The organism is Shewanella sp. A32, assembly GCF_029167175.1.
GTDB lineage: Bacteria > Pseudomonadota > Gammaproteobacteria > Enterobacterales > Shewanellaceae > Shewanella > Shewanella yunxiaonensis.
Genome location: NZ_JARFTS010000006.1, coordinates 135,455 through 152,853, shown reverse-complemented (window position 1 = coordinate 152,853; position 17,399 = coordinate 135,455). Strand labels below are relative to the sequence as shown.

The window sequence follows — 17,399 nt, the reverse complement described above, 5'->3', positions numbered from 1 at the left end:
ACGTTCAACCTGGATACGGATATCAAGTGAGTCAACATGCGCAGCAAATCTCTACGCTATATCAGCAACTGAGCCAACAACTGGAAAGTTTTAAAGTTTGATATAGAGATCCGAGCCATATACTGCCAGAGTGTGTAACATTGTTGTACGAATCAATAGACAAGGATCCCCATGAAAATCACAGTGATAGGTGCTGGCGGTGTTGGAGGCTACTTTGGTGGCAAATTGGCTGCAGCAGGTGTGGATGTCAGCTTTGTCGCCCGCGGTGCTCACCTGCAAGCAATGCAGCAACATGGCCTGAAAATTAACAGTCCATTGGGCAATATCTGGCTTCCAGAAGTCAAAGCTGTGGCGCATCCCGCAGAGGCAGCCGATGCAGACCTGTTCATTGTGGCGGTCAAGTTATGGGATACAGAAGCTGTCGCCGCCCAATTACAACCGTTGCTCAGCGGCGATGCAGCGGTGTTATCGTTGCAAAATGGCGTGCAGAAGGATGAAATCCTGCAACGCTATATTCCGATGCAAAACATTATCGGCGGTGTCAGTTATATCGCCGCCTCCATTGCCGAACCCGGTGTCATTCATCACGGAGGCAAACTGCAAAAATTGGCTTTTGGTGAATATGACCAAGAAACATCGGCTCGCTGCGAAGCTTTCCAGCACTGTTGTCAGTTAGCGGGCATCGAAACCGAACTCAGCGATGATATTGCACAGCGGATCTGGGAAAAATTTGTCTTTTTAGTCGGACTCTCCGGCACCACTTCACTATTTCGAAATACGATAGGTCCGATTCGCCAGAATAAAGAAAAACGTGATTTTCTGCTGCAAACAATGCAGGAAGTTATCACTGTTGCCAACGCTAAAGGCGTTCCGCTGCACCAAGGCTTTGCCGAGCACCGACTAAAATTCACCGACACCTTGCCCGATGACATGCCGTCATCAATGAAGATAGACCTCGATCGAGGCAAACGCCTGGAACTGCCCTGGCTCAGTGGTGCCGTAGTCGAGATGGCAAACAGTTTGAATATTGCGGTTCCAGCCAATCAGCACATTGTCGATGAGCTGGCCCCTTGGGTGATGGGGGCGGCCAACCACTAAACTTAGGCGGTCTTTAACATAAGACCGCCTCAAACTTATTTAGCGCGAATCACCTACAACCCTGCCGCCAGTAACGCCGCCCCATAAGCGCCGATAAACTGCGGCTGTGGCGGCACCAATACCTGACGCTGTAGCGTTTCTGCCAGAAACTGCACCATGCAGGCATTGTTAGCAACGCCACCAGTGAACACGATATCGCCCTCGGTTGATACTCGGTTAAGCATGGTTTTAACCCGCCTCACCACACTCTGATGCAGACCTCGGGCAATCGCCTGACGGCTCTGTCCGCGCCCAATCAGTGATGTCACCTCAGACTCAGCAAACACGGTACACATGCTGGAGATATTGATATCACTGCTGGCCGCCAGCGCCTGTTCGCTGAACTCGGGCAAACTAAAGCCCAGCGCTTTCGCCATTATCTCCAGGAACTTTCCGGTGCCAGCGGCACAGCGATCATTCATCTCAAACTTTTTCACCTTGCCATTGGGAAACAGGGCTATCGCTTTACTGTCCTGGCCACCGATATCCAGCACGGTTTCAGCCGCTGGGAAACAAGCTCTGGCACCGCAGGCATGTGCCTTAATCTCAGTTACAGTAGTCGCATCGAAAGAGATCTCAAACAGATTACGCCCATAACCTGTCGCCATAATCTGTTGATACTCGACCTCTGCCAGCATCCGTTTCGCCTCAGCCATAGGGTCAAAGCCAGTATCGGCCTGCATCTGCTGCAATAGCTGACCAGCGGCGTCTACCAGCACCAGTTCTATCGACCGCGAACCGATATCAATTCCAGCAAAACTGCTCACCGCAGCCTCCATTATTTCAGCTGTTCAATAAAGGCTTCTACGCGGGTTTTCAGCTGGCCCATGTCTTCCATACTGTAGTCCGTTTCAATACGCAGACAGGGGATGTTCTTCTGCTCCAGCGCTTTCTGTACTGGCATGGACTCCATCAGATACGGGGTACAGAACTGCAAGCCATAATGAATGACCCCGTCTGCCTGATAGGCTTTTGCCATCTGTTCGATATGTTGCAAGCGATCACAGTTAGGGGTGAAGATGGCGCAGTCCACTTGAAAATAACGTTCCACGATAGCGTCCAGCATTTCATCGACGCTATTGCCCGATCCGTCCACCAGATTGCGTACCCCGCGCTCGCCCACGCAAGATTCTTCACCCACAATTACCGCACCGGACGTTTCGATGATGGCAGGTAGTTTCCAGTTTGGCATGGCTTGCGGACAACCGGATACCAGAATACGCGGCAGCTTAGCCGGGAAAGCCCCGGTGTTCTCCTTGATACGTTGTTCCAGTTCATCACAGATCTTGTTCACCGAGGCGGTAAAGCGTTCTGGGTTATCGTAGAAGAACACTTGATTTGCCAGCAGCGCATCAAGGCCAGAGATCGGCGCTGGATCTGCCGCACGTAGCTGATACAAGCGCAGCATGGCGGCACGTTTAGCATTCACCAGTTTGATGGCTGCTTTTAATGATTCCACGGTAACTTTAACGCCGGTCAGCTGTTCTACCGCTTCTTTAAAACGCACATATTCGGCTTTAAGTAAGGCCTTGCCATTGGCCGACTTCACCTGAGGCAAATCCATCACATACAGATTGTTGATAATCTCTTTGAACGACTCGTAAGCTTTCTTTTTGCCATCACAAGTGTTTTCCCCAACCACCATGTCAGTGGTTTCCAGATAAGGGCACACTCGGCCGAGCTTAAAGCCAAAAGCTGATTTAATTAATGCACAGGTATTACGCGGCAGGTATTTCTCCACTTCCTCAGTGGCAAAGTCGGCACCGGTACACAGGCCGATCAAAGTGGCATTGGCGGCCAGCGCGATCTCTTCCGGCACGAAGACACAATAGGAGCCGATGATCTTGCGTCCGGCAGCCTTCTCATCCAACAGTTCCTTTATACGCAGACCGTGGACTTCGCTCATCACAAAGTCAAAATAGCTCATAGCTTGCGGGCGATTATCCTGTGCCATAAAGATCTTCTGATACGCCTCAGACAATAAGCCCAGCAAGGCATCATGTGCCTTGAGATCGAGCCCCAGTTCCGTCCACATTTTTTGATATTGTTCGCTCATGGCACACTCCAATTTGGTGCTAATTGATTGATGTCTGCGATGCCATGCCAGAAAACACTGTGGCGAAGGCACCAAAATAAAATGCCATCTCCGCATGAATTAAGCGCAAACAGCAGGATCCTGGGTAACCGGCGTTAACGGGATTAAGGGGGGAGATTGATACTAAGCAAACACTGAGGCGCTAACTTCAGGCGCAGCCGACCAATACCCCCGCCCCCATGTTGTTAAACATCGGTTCGCAATCGGGCTGGTCCGGCATGCTCTGCAGTTGCTGACGAATGCTGCCACCAGCGCAGGCGGGGCAGATGTGACGAGTCACCACCAATTGAGGTAGTAACCGCTGCCAAAACAAAAGAAGAACGGGTTCTTACGGACACAAAGCTTCCGTCCTACAGAAGCCATATTAGTTTACGTAGCTCTGCCAGCCGGGTTGTTGATGTAGATAAAATTTTTGCCGAATGCTTGCTGAATTATCGCCCGTTGTATTGCAGGTGGTGGGGGTGGTGACATCATGCCCCGATACAGAAAATGAGCCCACACAGCTCAATAAATGAAAATTTATTTTTCAAATTACCCAACTTGAATAGAAATACTTTCTCCTCACTTTCATTTATTACTTAAAAATAGCAAGGTTATTCTCTGCCGTTCACGTTATCTTGATTTCAGCTTAATTACTGGAATCTGCAATAACATGCGTAACGATCTGTGGGACCTGTTTATCAATACTGTAAAGGCCGAAGTAATCCCGGCACTAGGTTGTACTGAGCCTGTTTCTGTGGGCCTGGCGGCAGCAATTGCCCGCGGTAAATTGCAGCAATCACCAGAATCTATCCAGGTTGAAGTCTCGCCCAATCTGATGAAAAACGGCATGGGAGTAAAAGTCCCAGGTACCGGCATGACAGGTCTGGCCATTGCGGCTGCGGCGGGAGCCATGGGCGGCGATGCTGCTGCCGGGCTTGAAGTGTTTCATAGCCTGAGCAGTGACACTCTCGCAAGCGCCAAACAGTTGTTGGCTCAGGGAAATGTAACTGTGGCAGTCGCTAACACCAGCCGGGTATTGTTGGCAAAAGTCACCCTGTTCGCCCAAGGAAAGTGGGTCACGGTCACTATCGCTGATGAACACACCAAAGTGGTGGCAATCGAAGAAAGCGGCATTACCACCTTTATTCGTCAAGTAGATCCAGAAGCAGAACAGACAACTTCCGAAATGCCACGGTTACCCTCACAAACCTCAGTTCAGGATATCTATGAATTTGTTACTCAGGTACCACTGGAACGACTGGCATTTATCGAACAAGCTAAACAGCTGAATGAAGCGCTATCGCAGGAAGGGCTTAATGCCAATTACGGTTTGCAAGTTGGGGCCACGTTAAAACGCCATGTGGCACGAGGTCTGATCAGTGGCGGGCTGCTCACCGATGTGATCAGCCGTTCGGCCGCCGCATCGGATGCGCGCATGGGGGGGGCCATGTTACCCGCAATGAGCAATTCCGGCTCCGGCAACCAGGGCATTGCCGCGACGATGCCCGTAGTGGTTGCCGCTGAATATCTGAAATCGTCTCATGAACAGTTGTTGCGGGCACTGATGTTGTCGCATCTGCTGGCAATTTATATCAAGCACCACCAACACAAATTGTCCGCCTTATGTGCCGTGACCACCGCAGCCATGGGCTCTGCTGCCGGGATCACCTATCTGCTGGGCGGTGATTATCAGCAGATCAGCTATGCTGTCAGCAGTATGATTGGTGATGTGGCTGGAGTGATTTGCGACGGTGCGAAAAATGCCTGTGCCATGAAGGTTTCTTCCTCGGCCGGTGCCGCAGTAAAGTCCAGCTTAATGGCCATTGATAACATTCATGTGACCGGTCAGGAAGGGATTGTGGCTGACGATGTTGAGAGTTCCATTCGCAATCTGTCAGCACTGGCTAACGGCGCCATGAGCCATACCGATCAACAGATCCTCGACATCATGGTGCAAAAAGCACTGTAATCTTCACAACGGCAATGCCGTGGTGTACTTCAGTGGCTCCATGGCAAAAGTCGATGTGACTTTAGAGATACCGGCAACACAGTTGACGAGTTTTTTATAAAACTCGTCAAAGCTTTTCATATCAGCCACCAGCACTTTCATCATGTAATCATATTCACCTGCCATGCGATAGAATTCCATCACTTCAGCAAACTCACTGACGGCATTTACAAAATGCACATACCACTCATGGGAATGATCATTGATTTTCACCATCACAAACGCCGTCAGTTCCAGCCCGACTTTTTCCGGATCTAACAACACGACACGCTTGTTAATCACGCCAGCATCTTCTAGGCGCTTCAGGCGTTTCCAGCACGGCGTGGTGGTTAGATTCACCGCCTCAGCCAGCGCATTCAACGACAGCGTTGCATCCTGTTGTAGCAGTTGCAGCAGCGTTTTATCAGTTTTATCCAGTTCCATCGTGTTATTCCAAAATGGCCGAAGACCTTGTGATGAAAATTTCATTCTTGTGACACAATATAAGAAATAATTTTCTGTTTATCATCATTTAAAGACAAATTTTTGCTTCAACATCAACCATGACGACGCTACGGAAAAATAATCACCGATTCTGTTACTCGCCCCCTTGAAAATACATGCAAAAAATCTCATATAACTGATAGTATTTATTGCTAGCGTGTTATGGAGCTCTCATGACTCAAACAACTGCCGTTCAACTGGTATGCCCACACTGTGAGGTAATCAACCGGATCCCTGCCGACAAACTTAGCGCACAGCCGCTGTGTGGCAAATGCAAAAATGCCCTTATCAGTGCTCATCCAGTGATGGCTACTGACCAAAATTTCCAGCGCTTTATTGACAAAAATGATCTGCCTGTAGTGGTGGATTTCTGGGCGCCGTGGTGTGGTCCTTGTCGTCAGTTTGCGCCGGTATTCACTGATGTTGCTGCCGAAATGGCGACGCAAGCGACCTTTGTCAAACTCGATACACAAGACAATCAGATGACCGCTTCGCGCCTGCAGATCCGTTCTATTCCGACATTGGCGATATACCATCATGGTCGGGAAGTCGCACGCATCTCAGGTGCATTGCCCAAAGGCCAGTTTAAACAATGGTTGCAGCAATATGTGTAAGATGACTCATGTCAGCGGGTATACTGGACTGCTACAGCATAATTCAGTCCCTTAGCATTTATGACTTTGGCAACACAGGATATTTTTCAGCAGCTGCAGCAAACACTGTTGCAGGCAAATGCCCGCTTTCGCGTGGTTGAACACCCTGCCGCAGGTAAGTGTGAACAGGTCGCAGCAATTCGCGGCACCGCGTTGGGACAAGGCGCCAAAGCACTGCTGTGCCATCTCAAAGGTAATGGGGTAAAACAGCATGTATTGGCCGTACTACCTGCTGACTGTCAGGCGGAATTGGCAATACTGGCAACGGCATTCGGGGCACGCAAAGCATCACTGGCAAGTCCGGTGGAGATGCAGCAGTTTACCGGTTGTGTGGCGGGCGCCATTCCGCCCTTTAGTTTTCATCCAGCGCTGATACTTATCGCCGATCCATACTTGTTTCAACGCTATGAGGAAATCGCCTTTAACGCCGGGACGTTGGAACGCTCGATTATCCTTAACGTCGAGGATTACCTGCGTATTGCCGCCCCGCGCCAGCTCAGTTTTATCCGGCGGTCCAGTTAAGTCTGTTGTCGCGCAACTTGTCAGACCGTATTTATCGGCGGATATTTTAACGCATCAATCAGCAACCGAAAGGCCGCCGAATGTTGTTGCCGACTGGGGAAATACAGATGATATCCGGGTTGCAACGGACACCAGTCTTCCAGTACCGCTAGCAATTTACCTTGCTTGATTGCATCGGCTAACGCATCTTCCGGCTGAAAACACAGTCCTGCCCCCGCAAGGGCCGCCTTGGTCACCAGATCGGGCTCATTACAGACGAGCTGTCCCGCCACTCTCACATTCAGTTCGCGGCCGGCTTTTTTAAATTCCCAAGTATATAGGCCGCCTGCTGTCGGCAGCCGTAAATTGATACAGTTATGCTCGGTGAGTTGCTGAGGCGTCAGCGGTTGAGGATGTTCGGCGAAATAGGCAGGCGAACCTGCCACCAGAAAGCGCAGATCCGGGCTGATACGCACCGCCACCATATCTTTCGCCACCTGCTCACCGAGCCGCACCCCGGCATCAAAACCTTCCGCAGCCAAATCCAGCAAGCGCTGTTCGACCGAGATTTCAATCTGCAACTGGGGATGCTGCGATAACAGGCGATTGACCGCGGGTAACAAGATACTTTCTGCGACAAACTTGGTGGCCGTCAGGCGGATGTGCCCGACAATCCGCTCCCGAAACTGGTTAAGGTTATCTAACTGAGTGGCAATCTGCCCAAAGGCTGGCTGCAAAGTACGAATCAGCTGTAATCCAGCCTCTGTCGGCGCAACGCTAAGAGTGGTACGAGTGAGCAGTTGCAGGTTTAGTCGCTGCTCTAAACGCCTCACTGTATGACTAATGGAGGACTGCGACGTTCCTAATCTTGCCGCCGCCTTGGTAAAGCTACGCTCTTCTACCACGGCCAGAAACACCCATAAATCGCCCAGTTCTTCACGCTGCATATATGAATCTCAAATATAAAACCAATATGAATACATCATTTAATTTAAATAATCGGTTTGTCTATGATCGATTGCAAGTGATAACTCGGACGAATAGGAATTGAATATGAAGATCATCAAAAGCGCAGCGTCACCATCCGTTTCCGGGCCAGAGAGCGTGTTCACCGGTCGGGTACGGATTGACAACCATATCACACCGGAGGCTCCGTCCCGACTCAGCTCAGCAATTGTCACCTTTGAACCGGGAGCCCGCACTGCCTGGCATGCTCATGGCACCGGACAGCTGTTATTTGTCACGCAGGGGCTAGGCTGGATCCAAAAAGCCGGAGAGGTGAAACAGGTGATACAGGCCGGAGACACAGTATGGATTGGCGCCAATGAAAAGCACTGGCATGGCGCCAGCGACACTAAGGCAATGACCCATGTTGCGGTTGCGGAAGCCTCAGACACTGAGCCTGCCGCAATCTGGATGGAACTGGTCGCCGATCGAGATTATCTGGGCTAAGTCATGACGTTAAAACCACAATATCGGCAGAGGTCACATTAATGCATGTATTAAAGGGCGTCACGATGGCTACAGGTCTGACGGTAACTGCGGGAGTAACAGCCACAACTACCATCAAGCCGCTTGACTATGACAACACTGTGCTCAGCAAAACCACGCCGACTCTGGCGCATTACACTAATACCCTGGTGAATCAAACACTGTGGAACCGCAACGACCTTTCAAGTCGGGATCGGTCATTAGTGACGGTAGCGGCCTTGGTTGCTATGGGGAAAAGCGAACAGATTTCCGCGCCGGTAACCTATGGATTGCAACACGGACTAACGCCCACAGAACTCAATGAAACATTACTGCAGTTAGCGTTTTATTGTGGCTGGCCCAATGTGTTACCAGCAGTGCGTGTGTTGGAGCGCATTTACCAGCAACGTCAGATAATACCTGCCGCAGACAGTGATGAGAAAAGCCTGATGCTGGACGCGACCGCGGAAGCTGCACGCCTGAAAGTAGTAAATGACACGGTTCGTCCATATGTCCCAGGCTTAGCCGGTGACACTGACCAGATCCTGTTTGGCGAATTATGGCGACGGCCGCAACTGACTCCACGTGACCGCAGTTTGGTGACAATGGCGGCATTACTGGCAATGGGGCAAGCCCAACCGCTCGGTTACCATCTTAATCGGGCGATGGACAACGGTCTGACGGCCAAGGAGGCTGGCGGCATAGTATCGCATCTGGCGTATTACATAGGTTGGCCCCGCGCATTTTCTGCCGTAACCGTCGTACGCGACGTGCAGCAAAAGCGCGCGACCCACAGTAAGTAACTATCGGTTTTCTACCTTTCTATACCGGCTTAATCTGCTTAAGCCGGCGAATCGCCTCTTGTAGATTTTCCATGGAATTAGCGGTAGAAAAACGTACAAACTTGGCGGTATCGGCACTCCCAAAATCTTTGCCCGGAGATACCGCAACCTGACACCGCTTCATCAGTTCAAAGGTGAAATCCCAACTGGAATCTAGCCCCCACGCCTGCATCCAGGCAGAACAATCTGCCCAAGCGTAAAACGCACCATCCGGCATCACGGGAACCGTGAGTCCCAAAGCGTTGAGCTCCGGGACAAACCAGTCGCGACGGCGTCTATATTCTGCGCGCCGCTGTTCATATTCCTCGAGACTCGCAGGCGCAAAGCATTGCAACGCCGCATACTGGGCAATGGCATTGGGGCAGATAAACAAATTCTGCGCAAGCCGTTCAATAATCGGTACCAGCACTTCCGGCACCACCATCCATCCCAGCCGCCAGCCAGTCATGGAAAAGTATTTGGAAAAACTATTGATACTGATGATGCTGTCATCCAGAGATAGCGCCGACATCCCAAACTCATCGTTATAACTGAGGCCAAGATACAGCTCGTCGACGATGGTTACACCATGCTGCGCTTTGACGTACTGATGGATCTGTCGTAATTCGTCCAACGCCACCGACGTCCCAGTCGGATTGGACGGCGACGCGACCAAAATTCCCTGCGTCTGCGCACGCCAGTAATCACGAACTTTTGCCAGACTCAATTGAAACCGTTCCGCCGCAGTCGTCGGGATCATCACCGGAGTGCCACCAGCAGCCATCACGAAATGACGGTTACACGGGTAACAAGGATCTGGCATCAGGATTTCGTCGCCCTCATCCACCAAGGCTGTGCAGGCCAGCTGCAATGCAGCAGAAGCCCCTGCTGTGATCACAATGCGAGAGGCTGGCACATTTAGCCCAAAGCGTTGTTGATACCAGTGACTGACCGCCTCACGTAGCGGGCTAATGCCCAATGCTGGGGTATATTGCGTTTGTGCCTGTTCAATCGCACGGCTGGCCGCTTGCTGCACTAAAGGCGGAGCGGTGAAATCGGGTTCTCCCAGCGTCAGATGGATCATCGGCGGATCATGCGGGCCCTGAGTGGACGCAATGCGGCTCGCCTCTTTGGCGACTTCCATTGCATAAAATGGCGCAATCAGACTGGCCCGGCCTGCGATTTTCATGACTCTACCTCGGTAACACCCTAATACCTCTGACAGTATTTCCACCGTCAGCAGCAACACTAATGAGGCGATATTGAACGGTTAACTGCCACAATACCAGCCTTTAATCGCTGCGAAGCAGCGCGGTGACCAACCGGTTGTGAGATCTATAAAAATCGTGAATGCTTGTTGGCATTACTGCAACCAAGCAAAAAGCGTAATAGCGAGAGAGGCTAAAGAAGGTGCCAGCATTCACTGGCACCGGGGATAAAAAGCTTAGAAACTATAGCGCACGCTAACCTTGTAACTCCGAGGTTCCCCGGGCATGGTCCAGATTGCAGAGTAAGAGCTGGGGTAATAAGCCTCATCAAACAAGTTGGTCACGTTGAACTGCAGTGATAACGCTTCAGACACGGCATAAGTGCCAAACAGATTAACCAGAGTATAAGCTGGTAGCACATAACTCGGATCAATCGTTTCTCCCAGCCGCGAACCGACGTATTGCACTGAAGCCCCAACCGCGGTGTCTTTACCAAACAGCTCGGTATCATGTTTTAAGGTCAGATTGCCACTGTGTTTCGGAATGTTGATCAGGCGACTGCCTTTGGGAATGGTGACACCCCAGTCAGCGTTAATCACATCATTGGCCGTTTTGGCATCGGTGTAAGCGTAAGACAGCCACACGCGGGTGTGTTCCGTCAGATTACCTGCCAACTCAATCTCAATCCCCTGGCTTTCAGCCTCGCCCAGGGTTGCAGAAAATCCTGAGTTAACCGGATCTGCGGTTAGCACATTACTTTTTTCTGCACGGAACAAGGCAACAGAACCGGTGATGAAGGCAGTGTCGAATTTAGTCCCCATTTCATAGGATTTACTCTCTTCCGGTTTAAACGCTACACCGCGGTAATCGGTTCCGGTATTAGGACGAAAACCTTCAGAATAACTACCATAAAAGCTTAGCCAGGGTTGCCACTCATAGACCAAACCGGCGCGGGGACTGAACATATTCTGACTCTGTTCGGTTTCAGTCTGGGTATTATGCTTAACAATAGTCTGTTCAAAACTGTCATAGCGACCACCGACAAGCACTTTCCATTGAGCGGTTAGATCCAGTTGATCTTGTAGGTAAAGGCCGTAACTGTCCTGAGTTTCGGTCTGATCGTACAGCACTGTACCTGCCGGGGCGATTTGACCATAAACTGGGTCGTAGATGTTGATGCTGTAGGTGGCATCTCCGGCAGTTGGGCGAAAACGCTCCCAATACTTATCGAAATGAAAATGGTAACCATCGATACCCATCAACAAATGATGCGTAAAACTGGCAGTATCGACGCTGCCACTTAGTTCCAGACGGCCTGACACATCGGTCGATGAAAAATCCCGGTAGTTATGTTGTCGACTCAGCGTTTCCCCATCGGTGTACAGCAACTGCCGGCTACTGACCAGTTCCGGATCACTGGCATAGCCTTTAAACCCGGTATCCCGATAACTCAGCCCTCCCAACACCTGCCATTTACCCATATCATGCTCAAGTGACAGTTGATGTGCTAAAACATCAATCTGCATCGCACCATCGCTTGCTTCACCTAAAAATCGCGTCACCGGCAACACGTCCGGATCGCCATCAACCGCAACAATACCGCGATCAAACGGCACTTTTTGGTCGACATACTCCAGCTCATAATTAAGACGGGTGTCATCATTGATCAACCACAACACTGACGGGGTTAACACCCGTTTTTCTGAATCGACCGGGTCCCGAAAACTCCCTTTATCTTCATAAGCACCGTTGATTCTGAACGCTAGCGTATCTGTAATTGCATTGGTGTAATCACCTTCCAGACGATAATTATCCCAACGTCCGGCAGAAGCTTGCAGATACCCTTCCTGCTCAAATTTCGGCTTTTTGGTAATGATATTAATCGTACCACCAGGCTCTGAACGCCCATATAAGGCAGAACCCGGACCTTTCATAATTTCAATACTTTCGATATTGGAAGTATCACGGGTGCCACCGAAACCTCGACCAGCGTTATAGCCGTTGACCAGGTAACCTGATGGCACGTTTTCATCACCAATAAAACCACGGACGGCAAAACTGTCCCAGACGCCACCAAAATTGTTCTGCCGACTCACAGAAGCGGATAGATCGAGAGCCTCCATAAAGCTCGTAACGCCGGCATCACTTAGCTGCTCAAAAGATAAGGTTTCAATGCTTTGGGGTTGAGATTTCAGTGGTACATCGCCACGAAAAGGTTGGCGCAGGCTGGTAACTTCCAGGTGTTCAATATCGGCTGACGCATCATCCGCTATGGCCTGCTGGGTCAACCCTAACATAATTGCCAATGGCAGCGCTGCAACATGAAAAATGCCCTTATTAGACATCCAAAGACTCTCCATTTGCGTCCATCCTCAGCAAAGTCATTCCAATCCTGAGAAGACTTTTTAGATGACGCTTAAATGCGTTGATGATGAGCATCTCAATGCCAACAATGCCTTCTGTTGACGTTTGAGCATGTGATTGCGGCGAATAATAACGATAACAATTATCATTTGTAAATAATAAAGATACATTTATCTAACATAAATCACGTAGATAAGCGTCAATCGCGTTAATTTTGCACAACGATATGACGTCAAATACTTTCGTGACGGGCTATGAACAGCACAAGGCAGCTATACAGCTCACTGTCTTCGCTGGCGTTGCTAAGGTATAGTCTTAGGCGTTCAATCCACCTGTAGCCACAAACCTCTCATTTATGAATGACTATCGACAAAAGCTTGAGCAGCTGACACAGGAAAACCGCCGGCTAAAACAGGAAAATAAACGTCTTGAAGAAAGGCTTAATGCCGCGCTGGATGGCACGGGTTTGTGTTTGTGGGAGCAACATGTGCCGACCGGCAAACTCACCATATTCAACATGGAATGGGGGCAGATGTTAGGCTTCAGCCCTCAGGAGCTGGAAGCCACCGTTGATATCTGGAAAAGCAAATTGCATCCGGATGACTACCCGCAAGTAGTCGCCGCCCTGGATGACCATCTAGCAGGGAAAACCAGTTCCTATCAGGTTGTGCACCGCATGCTGCATAAAAATGGCAGTCACAGTTGGGTGTCAGACCGCGGCCGTGTTGTTGAATTTGACGCACAAGGTCAGCCACTGCGGATGATGGGGACTCACATCGATATCACCCAAGAAAAGCGCTATGAACTGGAACTGGCAAAACTTGCCAGCAGTGACCCGCTCACCGGAGTGCTCAACCGTGCCAAACTGGAACAGGAATTCAACCAACTGAATCTGACGCAGCCACAACAGGCAGCCGCAGTGATTTTTATCGATCTGGATGACTTCAAGGCGGTCAACGATCAGTTTGGTCATCGTGCCGGTGATGCGTTGCTGATCAAAGTCGCCCATTGGTTAGCGAGCATGGCACCGCCAAATACCCTGGTCGCACGCATGGGCGGCGATGAGTTCGTGCTGTTGTCTGTTAATGTCTCCCGCGCGGCCATCGAACAGTTTGTCGACGCCTTACTGATACGAGGGCAACAACCGGTCACACTCGAAAACGGCGTGGCACACATCGGTTTTAGTGTGGGAGTATGCGAATTCACCACGCCTTATGTTGGTTTTAATGCCCTGTATACGCTTGCCGACCAGGCGATGTATCAGATTAAGAAAAACGGTAAGCATGGAGTCACCTTCGTCCACGCCAATTAATAGTGAACGTGAATTCACGTCCCACTCAATTGTTATCCCCTTTAACTACACCGACACACCAAACAAATGCCCCACGGCGGCGGTGATCAACATGGCGATAGCTCCCCAAAATGTCACCCTGACACAAGCTCTGAATATTGGAGCGCCACCGGTAACCGCGGCAATACCGCCAAGCACAGCCAAAAAAAACAGCGACGAGATAGCCACCAGATTGATTAGCTGTGACGGTGCTACAAACCAGGCCACTAACAGCGGCAATAGTGCCCCCACGGTAAAAGTCGCTGCCGAGGAAAGTGCCGCCTGAAGCGGTTGTGCTTTACCGTCTTCGGTAATGCCGATTTCATCGCGAGCATGAGCTGCTAGCGCATCATGCGCCATCATCTGCTCGGCGACCTGATAGGCCAGTTCCGGCGTCACGCCCCGGTGCTCATATATTTTCGCCAGTTCTTCTTTTTCAGAGTCAATGTCATCCGCTAATGATTGCCGTTCAAGCTCTAGGTCCGCATTTTCGGTATCCGCTTGCGAACTGACGGAGACATATTCCCCCGCAGCCATTGACATAGCACCGGCGACTAAGCCGGCTAATCCGGCAAGAATGATATCGCTCTGTGTCGTATGAGCGGCCGCGACACCGATGATCAGACTGCTGGTTGAGACAATGCCATCGTTTGCTCCCAATACAGATGCACGTAGCCAGCCGATACGATGGGAGCGATGTTGTTCATGGTGAGTCACACCTATACCTCATGCGTTGTTTGCCTATCTTGGCGATTTAGCCAAATGCCACTTAACTGTAGCACTCAACTATAAAAAAAAGTCTATAGCCAACAGCATATCGCTATGGATCATCGCCGATTTGGCAATCATTACGCTTCCAAGACCAGACTTGACTATGCTTAATATGGCAGCCAGTGAGGAGACGAGGAGGATGTGATGATAGCCGCGGAAATACAGCATAAAATTGACTCAAATAGCGCCCAGATTAAAAGCATTGCCCACCGCATTCATGCGCTGGAAGAGGAACATCTGGCAGAGCCCAGTAATTCAGACTACATAGAGCTGCTGACTCAGCACAAAAAACTTGTCGATGAAAATCGTAGACTGATGGATGAGTTGGCTAACAAGTAATCTGATTTGAGCCGTTTTTAGCGCCGAAATGTCAACTGTTCGAGCCTCGCCGTTCGAACCCGTAAAGCTATTGCGCCGATAAACTTGGCGGGACGTCCGTTCAGCATATTTGGAATGTCCCGTTAATGGCCGGTCTACCTCACAAAGCTTCGACTCGCGAAATCGCGACATTCAAATCTGAGTGACATTCAACTAAACGCAACAAAATTGATAAGCAACTTTCCATCAATTGCAACAATTGGACAGAGTGTTTATGCTTCCTTGGCTAAAGCACTGAGATGCTACCATCAGGGTGTACGGAAACACTTAATCTTCCAACAATTATTATAAATGGTGATGACTTATGTTGTTTACGCGCACCTACCCTCTGCGCTTAGTCATAATACTGCCGTTCTCTTTTTTATTTTTTATTGGTGCGGCGGCATTTTCCGTTATCTCTTATCAGAATAGCCAAACACTGGCGCGTTCCATGGGGCAGAATTTTGCCCGTGAGTTGTCACAGCGTATAGACCAATATGTGAGCAATTTGACTAAGGTGATGCCAGAAATCACTGACGCCAATGCCACGCAGGTACTCAACGGCAATCTTTCTATCGCGCAGCCCCAACAGAACACCCCCTGGTTACTGAGTCAGCTACGCCAGAGTGAACAGCTAAGTTTTGTCAGTATGGCGTTTCCCGACGGACGCTACATTGCAGCCGCTCGGCCCCCCAACAGTCCTGAACATATCGAAATCGCCAGTAATATCTTCAATCCAGAGCATCACCTTATCGGCTATATGCCTGACAGCAGCGATCATCTGGGCCAAGCCATTGAGCAGGTTAAAGTCAGCTATGATCCACGGCAGCGTCCCTTTATGCAGTGCGCTTTGGCTAATCCGCAACTGCCTTGTTGGGGCGAAATCTATCGCTATGTACAAAGTGAGGTGTATGGCATCAGTCTGTCAAAAGCGGTGCTTGATGCACAGGGGAATGTCATTGCCGTGGTGGCGGCAGATATTGCCTTAAACCGGCTTAACCAGTTTATGGAAAAGCTCAACATTGGCTACGGTGGTCTGGCGTTTTTACTGGAGCAGCAGAGCGGCAAGCTGATCGCGTCTTCGAATATTCAGCGCATTCCGGTAAAAGCTGCCGATGGCAACCGCTTCTTGTTGAAACAGCATCCAATCCCATTACTGCGTAATCTGTCGATTTCACAACAAGATAATCTGGTAGATTCACACGTGATTGCCGACGGGAAGCACTACTTATTAGAAGTTAAGCAGATAAAGCTCGGTGAGCAACAAAGCTGGCAATTGGTGGTATTGCTACCCGTCGATCAAATCGCAGCCCCCATCATGCAACAAGTCAAAGTGACACTGTTTATCACGTTGCTGTTATTGCTGTTACTGATCTTTATCGGCGCTCAGCTTGCCCGAAAGATTGCCCGCCCGATTGAAAATATCGCGCAGATCGCCAGTAACAACGAACTGCAGAAACTGACGGAAAATCCCAGTAAACACCACCAGTATGTGGAAGTCAGCCACCTTGCAACCAGTCTGGCTACGCTGGCAAAAGCGCAACTGGATTCAATCCATACACTTGAACAACAAGTATCGAAACGCACCCTTGAATTGCAAAAAGCCAACCAACGGCTGACCACCTTATCTGAGCAAGATGCTTTAACCGGTATTGCCAATCGCCGCGTTTTCGATCGATGCCTTGTCAGTGAATGGCAACAAGCGATTGCTGAAAACAGCCCGTTGAGTGTGATTGTGTGCGATATCGATCATTTTAAATCATTTAACGATTATTACGGGCATCAGGCTGGCGATAAAGCGCTGCAAGCCGTAGCGCAACATCTGCAGGCTCATGTACGACATAGCAGTGACTTACTTGCCAGATATGGCGGTGAAGAATTTGCTTTGATTTTGCCAAATACTGATGCTGCACAGGCAGCGAAAATCGCCGAGAATTTGCGCCAAAGCCTGTTTGCTGCCGCGATTCCGCGAGCAGATCTGGCCCCCTGGGTGATCTCATTGAGTCTGGGTTACGCCAGTACCTATCCGCAAGAGAGTCAGAAAGTCGAAGAACTGGTACGGCGAGCAGATAAACAGTTGTATGTCGCTAAAGCCAACGGGAGAAATCAGGTCCAACCGGCAAGTACCACCATTGTCTAGCTCGTGGCACGTTGCCTTGAGGCACGAGTACACGCGGCACGTTGGCAATGAATGGATATCGACCGGTTAAGCCAGCCGA

At 50.2% G+C, this 17,399-nt stretch carries 16 protein-coding genes; 9 read left to right on the top strand and 7 right to left on the bottom strand.

Features of this window, described 5'->3' with window-relative positions; translation table 11 throughout:
• The first annotated feature begins 171 nt into the window (after positions 1 to 171).
• A complete protein-coding gene (locus PY479_RS07110) occupies positions 172 to 1,098 on the top strand; it encodes a 2-dehydropantoate 2-reductase (RefSeq protein ID WP_275483328.1) in 927 nt (308 codons plus the stop codon).
• Positions 1,099 to 1,151: 53 nt separating this feature from the next.
• On the opposite strand, the gene PY479_RS07105 is transcribed toward PY479_RS07110, so the two are convergent.
• Positions 1,152 to 1,904 carry an acyl-CoA dehydratase activase gene (locus tag PY479_RS07105; protein WP_275483327.1) on the bottom strand — a complete coding sequence of 251 codons (753 nt, stop codon included), beginning with the start codon at positions 1,902 to 1,904 and terminating at the stop codon, positions 1,152 to 1,154.
• An 11-nt stretch (positions 1,905 to 1,915) separates the two neighbouring features.
• Positions 1,916 to 3,193: a double-cubane-cluster-containing anaerobic reductase gene (locus tag PY479_RS07100; RefSeq protein ID WP_275483326.1), complete on the bottom strand. Its 1,278-nt coding sequence runs from the start codon at positions 3,191 to 3,193 to the stop codon at positions 1,916 to 1,918.
• 691 nt (positions 3,194 to 3,884) lie between these two features.
• Here PY479_RS07100 and PY479_RS07095 point away from each other — a divergent pair.
• Entirely contained in the window at positions 3,885 to 5,183 is a 1,299-nt protein-coding gene (locus PY479_RS07095) for an L-serine ammonia-lyase, iron-sulfur-dependent, subunit alpha (protein ID WP_212594203.1), read from the top strand.
• A gap of 3 nt (positions 5,184 to 5,186) precedes the next feature.
• Here PY479_RS07095 and PY479_RS07090 read toward each other — a convergent pair whose 3' ends face one another.
• A complete protein-coding gene (locus tag PY479_RS07090) occupies positions 5,187 to 5,645 on the bottom strand; it encodes an Lrp/AsnC family transcriptional regulator (protein WP_212594204.1) in 459 nt (152 codons plus the stop codon).
• A 233-nt stretch (positions 5,646 to 5,878) separates the two neighbouring features.
• Here PY479_RS07090 and trxC point away from each other — a divergent pair, with 233 nt between their 5' ends.
• Entirely contained in the window at positions 5,879 to 6,319 is a 441-nt protein-coding gene (gene trxC / locus PY479_RS07085; protein WP_275483325.1) for a thioredoxin TrxC, read from the top strand.
• Positions 6,320 to 6,379: 60 nt separating this feature from the next.
• On the top strand, positions 6,380 to 6,880 hold the full coding sequence (locus PY479_RS07080; RefSeq protein WP_275483324.1) for a YbaK/EbsC family protein: 501 nt from the start codon (positions 6,380 to 6,382) through the stop codon (positions 6,878 to 6,880).
• Between the two features lie 20 nt (positions 6,881 to 6,900).
• On the opposite strand, the gene PY479_RS07075 is transcribed toward PY479_RS07080, so the two are convergent.
• Entirely contained in the window at positions 6,901 to 7,806 is a 906-nt protein-coding gene (locus tag PY479_RS07075) for a LysR family transcriptional regulator (RefSeq protein WP_275483323.1), read from the bottom strand.
• Between the two features lie 106 nt (positions 7,807 to 7,912).
• Here PY479_RS07075 and PY479_RS07070 point away from each other — a divergent pair, with 106 nt between their 5' ends.
• Positions 7,913 to 8,311: a cupin domain-containing protein gene (locus PY479_RS07070; RefSeq protein ID WP_212594208.1), complete on the top strand. Its 399-nt coding sequence runs from the start codon at positions 7,913 to 7,915 to the stop codon at positions 8,309 to 8,311.
• A gap of 65 nt (positions 8,312 to 8,376) precedes the next feature.
• Complete coding sequence (locus PY479_RS07065; protein ID WP_275483322.1) at positions 8,377 to 9,132, top strand: carboxymuconolactone decarboxylase family protein; 756 nt, start codon at positions 8,377 to 8,379, stop codon at positions 9,130 to 9,132.
• Between the two features lie 19 nt (positions 9,133 to 9,151).
• Here the strand turns inward: PY479_RS07065 and PY479_RS07060 are convergent, their stop codons facing one another.
• Together PY479_RS07060 and PY479_RS07055 are read right to left on the bottom strand one after the other, a co-directional pair.
• Entirely contained in the window at positions 9,152 to 10,339 is a 1,188-nt protein-coding gene (locus PY479_RS07060; RefSeq protein WP_212594210.1) for a pyridoxal phosphate-dependent aminotransferase, read from the bottom strand.
• A 255-nt stretch (positions 10,340 to 10,594) separates the two neighbouring features.
• Positions 10,595 to 12,703 carry a TonB-dependent siderophore receptor gene (locus PY479_RS07055; RefSeq protein WP_275483321.1) on the bottom strand — a complete coding sequence of 703 codons (2,109 nt, stop codon included), beginning with the start codon at positions 12,701 to 12,703 and terminating at the stop codon, positions 10,595 to 10,597.
• A gap of 374 nt (positions 12,704 to 13,077) precedes the next feature.
• Here PY479_RS07055 and PY479_RS07050 point away from each other — a divergent pair, with 374 nt between their 5' ends.
• On the top strand, positions 13,078 to 14,034 hold the full coding sequence (locus tag PY479_RS07050; RefSeq protein WP_275483320.1) for a diguanylate cyclase: 957 nt from the start codon (positions 13,078 to 13,080) through the stop codon (positions 14,032 to 14,034).
• A gap of 45 nt (positions 14,035 to 14,079) precedes the next feature.
• Here the strand turns inward: PY479_RS07050 and PY479_RS07045 are convergent, their stop codons facing one another.
• Positions 14,080 to 14,769 (bottom strand): VIT family protein, encoded by a 690-nt coding sequence (locus tag PY479_RS07045; RefSeq protein ID WP_275483319.1) that lies wholly within the window; start codon positions 14,767 to 14,769, stop codon positions 14,080 to 14,082.
• Positions 14,770 to 14,967: 198 nt separating this feature from the next.
• Here PY479_RS07045 and PY479_RS07040 point away from each other — a divergent pair, with 198 nt between their 5' ends.
• Together PY479_RS07040 and PY479_RS07035 are read left to right on the top strand one after the other, a co-directional pair.
• Entirely contained in the window at positions 14,968 to 15,162 is a 195-nt protein-coding gene (locus PY479_RS07040) for a hypothetical protein (RefSeq protein WP_212594214.1), read from the top strand.
• A 343-nt stretch (positions 15,163 to 15,505) separates the two neighbouring features.
• Positions 15,506 to 17,320: a sensor domain-containing diguanylate cyclase gene (locus tag PY479_RS07035; RefSeq protein WP_275483318.1), complete on the top strand. Its 1,815-nt coding sequence runs from the start codon at positions 15,506 to 15,508 to the stop codon at positions 17,318 to 17,320.
• Positions 17,321 to 17,399 lie beyond the last annotated feature (79 nt).

What these genes read in the sequence shown, in the direction of transcription:
- PY479_RS07080 (WP_275483324.1), top strand. Translation starts at nt 6,380, where the DNA reads ATGACTTTGGCAACACAGGATATTTTTCAGCAGCTGCAGCAAACACTG.
- PY479_RS07075 (WP_275483323.1), bottom strand. Translation starts at nt 7,806, where the DNA reads ATGCAGCGTGAAGAACTGGGCGATTTATGGGTGTTTCTGGCCGTGGTA.
- PY479_RS07070 (WP_212594208.1), top strand. Translation starts at nt 7,913, where the DNA reads ATGAAGATCATCAAAAGCGCAGCGTCACCATCCGTTTCCGGGCCAGAG.
- PY479_RS07035 (WP_275483318.1), top strand. Translation starts at nt 15,506, where the DNA reads ATGTTGTTTACGCGCACCTACCCTCTGCGCTTAGTCATAATACTGCCG.
- PY479_RS07100 (WP_275483326.1), bottom strand. Translation starts at nt 3,193, where the DNA reads ATGAGCGAACAATATCAAAAAATGTGGACGGAACTGGGGCTCGATCTC.
- PY479_RS07090 (WP_212594204.1), bottom strand. Translation starts at nt 5,645, where the DNA reads ATGGAACTGGATAAAACTGATAAAACGCTGCTGCAACTGCTACAACAG.
- trxC (WP_275483325.1), top strand. Translation starts at nt 5,879, where the DNA reads ATGACTCAAACAACTGCCGTTCAACTGGTATGCCCACACTGTGAGGTA.
- PY479_RS07060 (WP_212594210.1), bottom strand. Translation starts at nt 10,339, where the DNA reads ATGAAAATCGCAGGCCGGGCCAGTCTGATTGCGCCATTTTATGCAATG.
- PY479_RS07095 (WP_212594203.1), top strand. Translation starts at nt 3,885, where the DNA reads ATGCGTAACGATCTGTGGGACCTGTTTATCAATACTGTAAAGGCCGAA.
- PY479_RS07065 (WP_275483322.1), top strand. Translation starts at nt 8,377, where the DNA reads ATGGCTACAGGTCTGACGGTAACTGCGGGAGTAACAGCCACAACTACC.
- PY479_RS07050 (WP_275483320.1), top strand. Translation starts at nt 13,078, where the DNA reads ATGAATGACTATCGACAAAAGCTTGAGCAGCTGACACAGGAAAACCGC.
- PY479_RS07110 (WP_275483328.1), top strand. Translation starts at nt 172, where the DNA reads ATGAAAATCACAGTGATAGGTGCTGGCGGTGTTGGAGGCTACTTTGGT.
- PY479_RS07055 (WP_275483321.1), bottom strand. Translation starts at nt 12,703, where the DNA reads ATGTCTAATAAGGGCATTTTTCATGTTGCAGCGCTGCCATTGGCAATT.
- PY479_RS07040 (WP_212594214.1), top strand. Translation starts at nt 14,968, where the DNA reads ATGATAGCCGCGGAAATACAGCATAAAATTGACTCAAATAGCGCCCAG.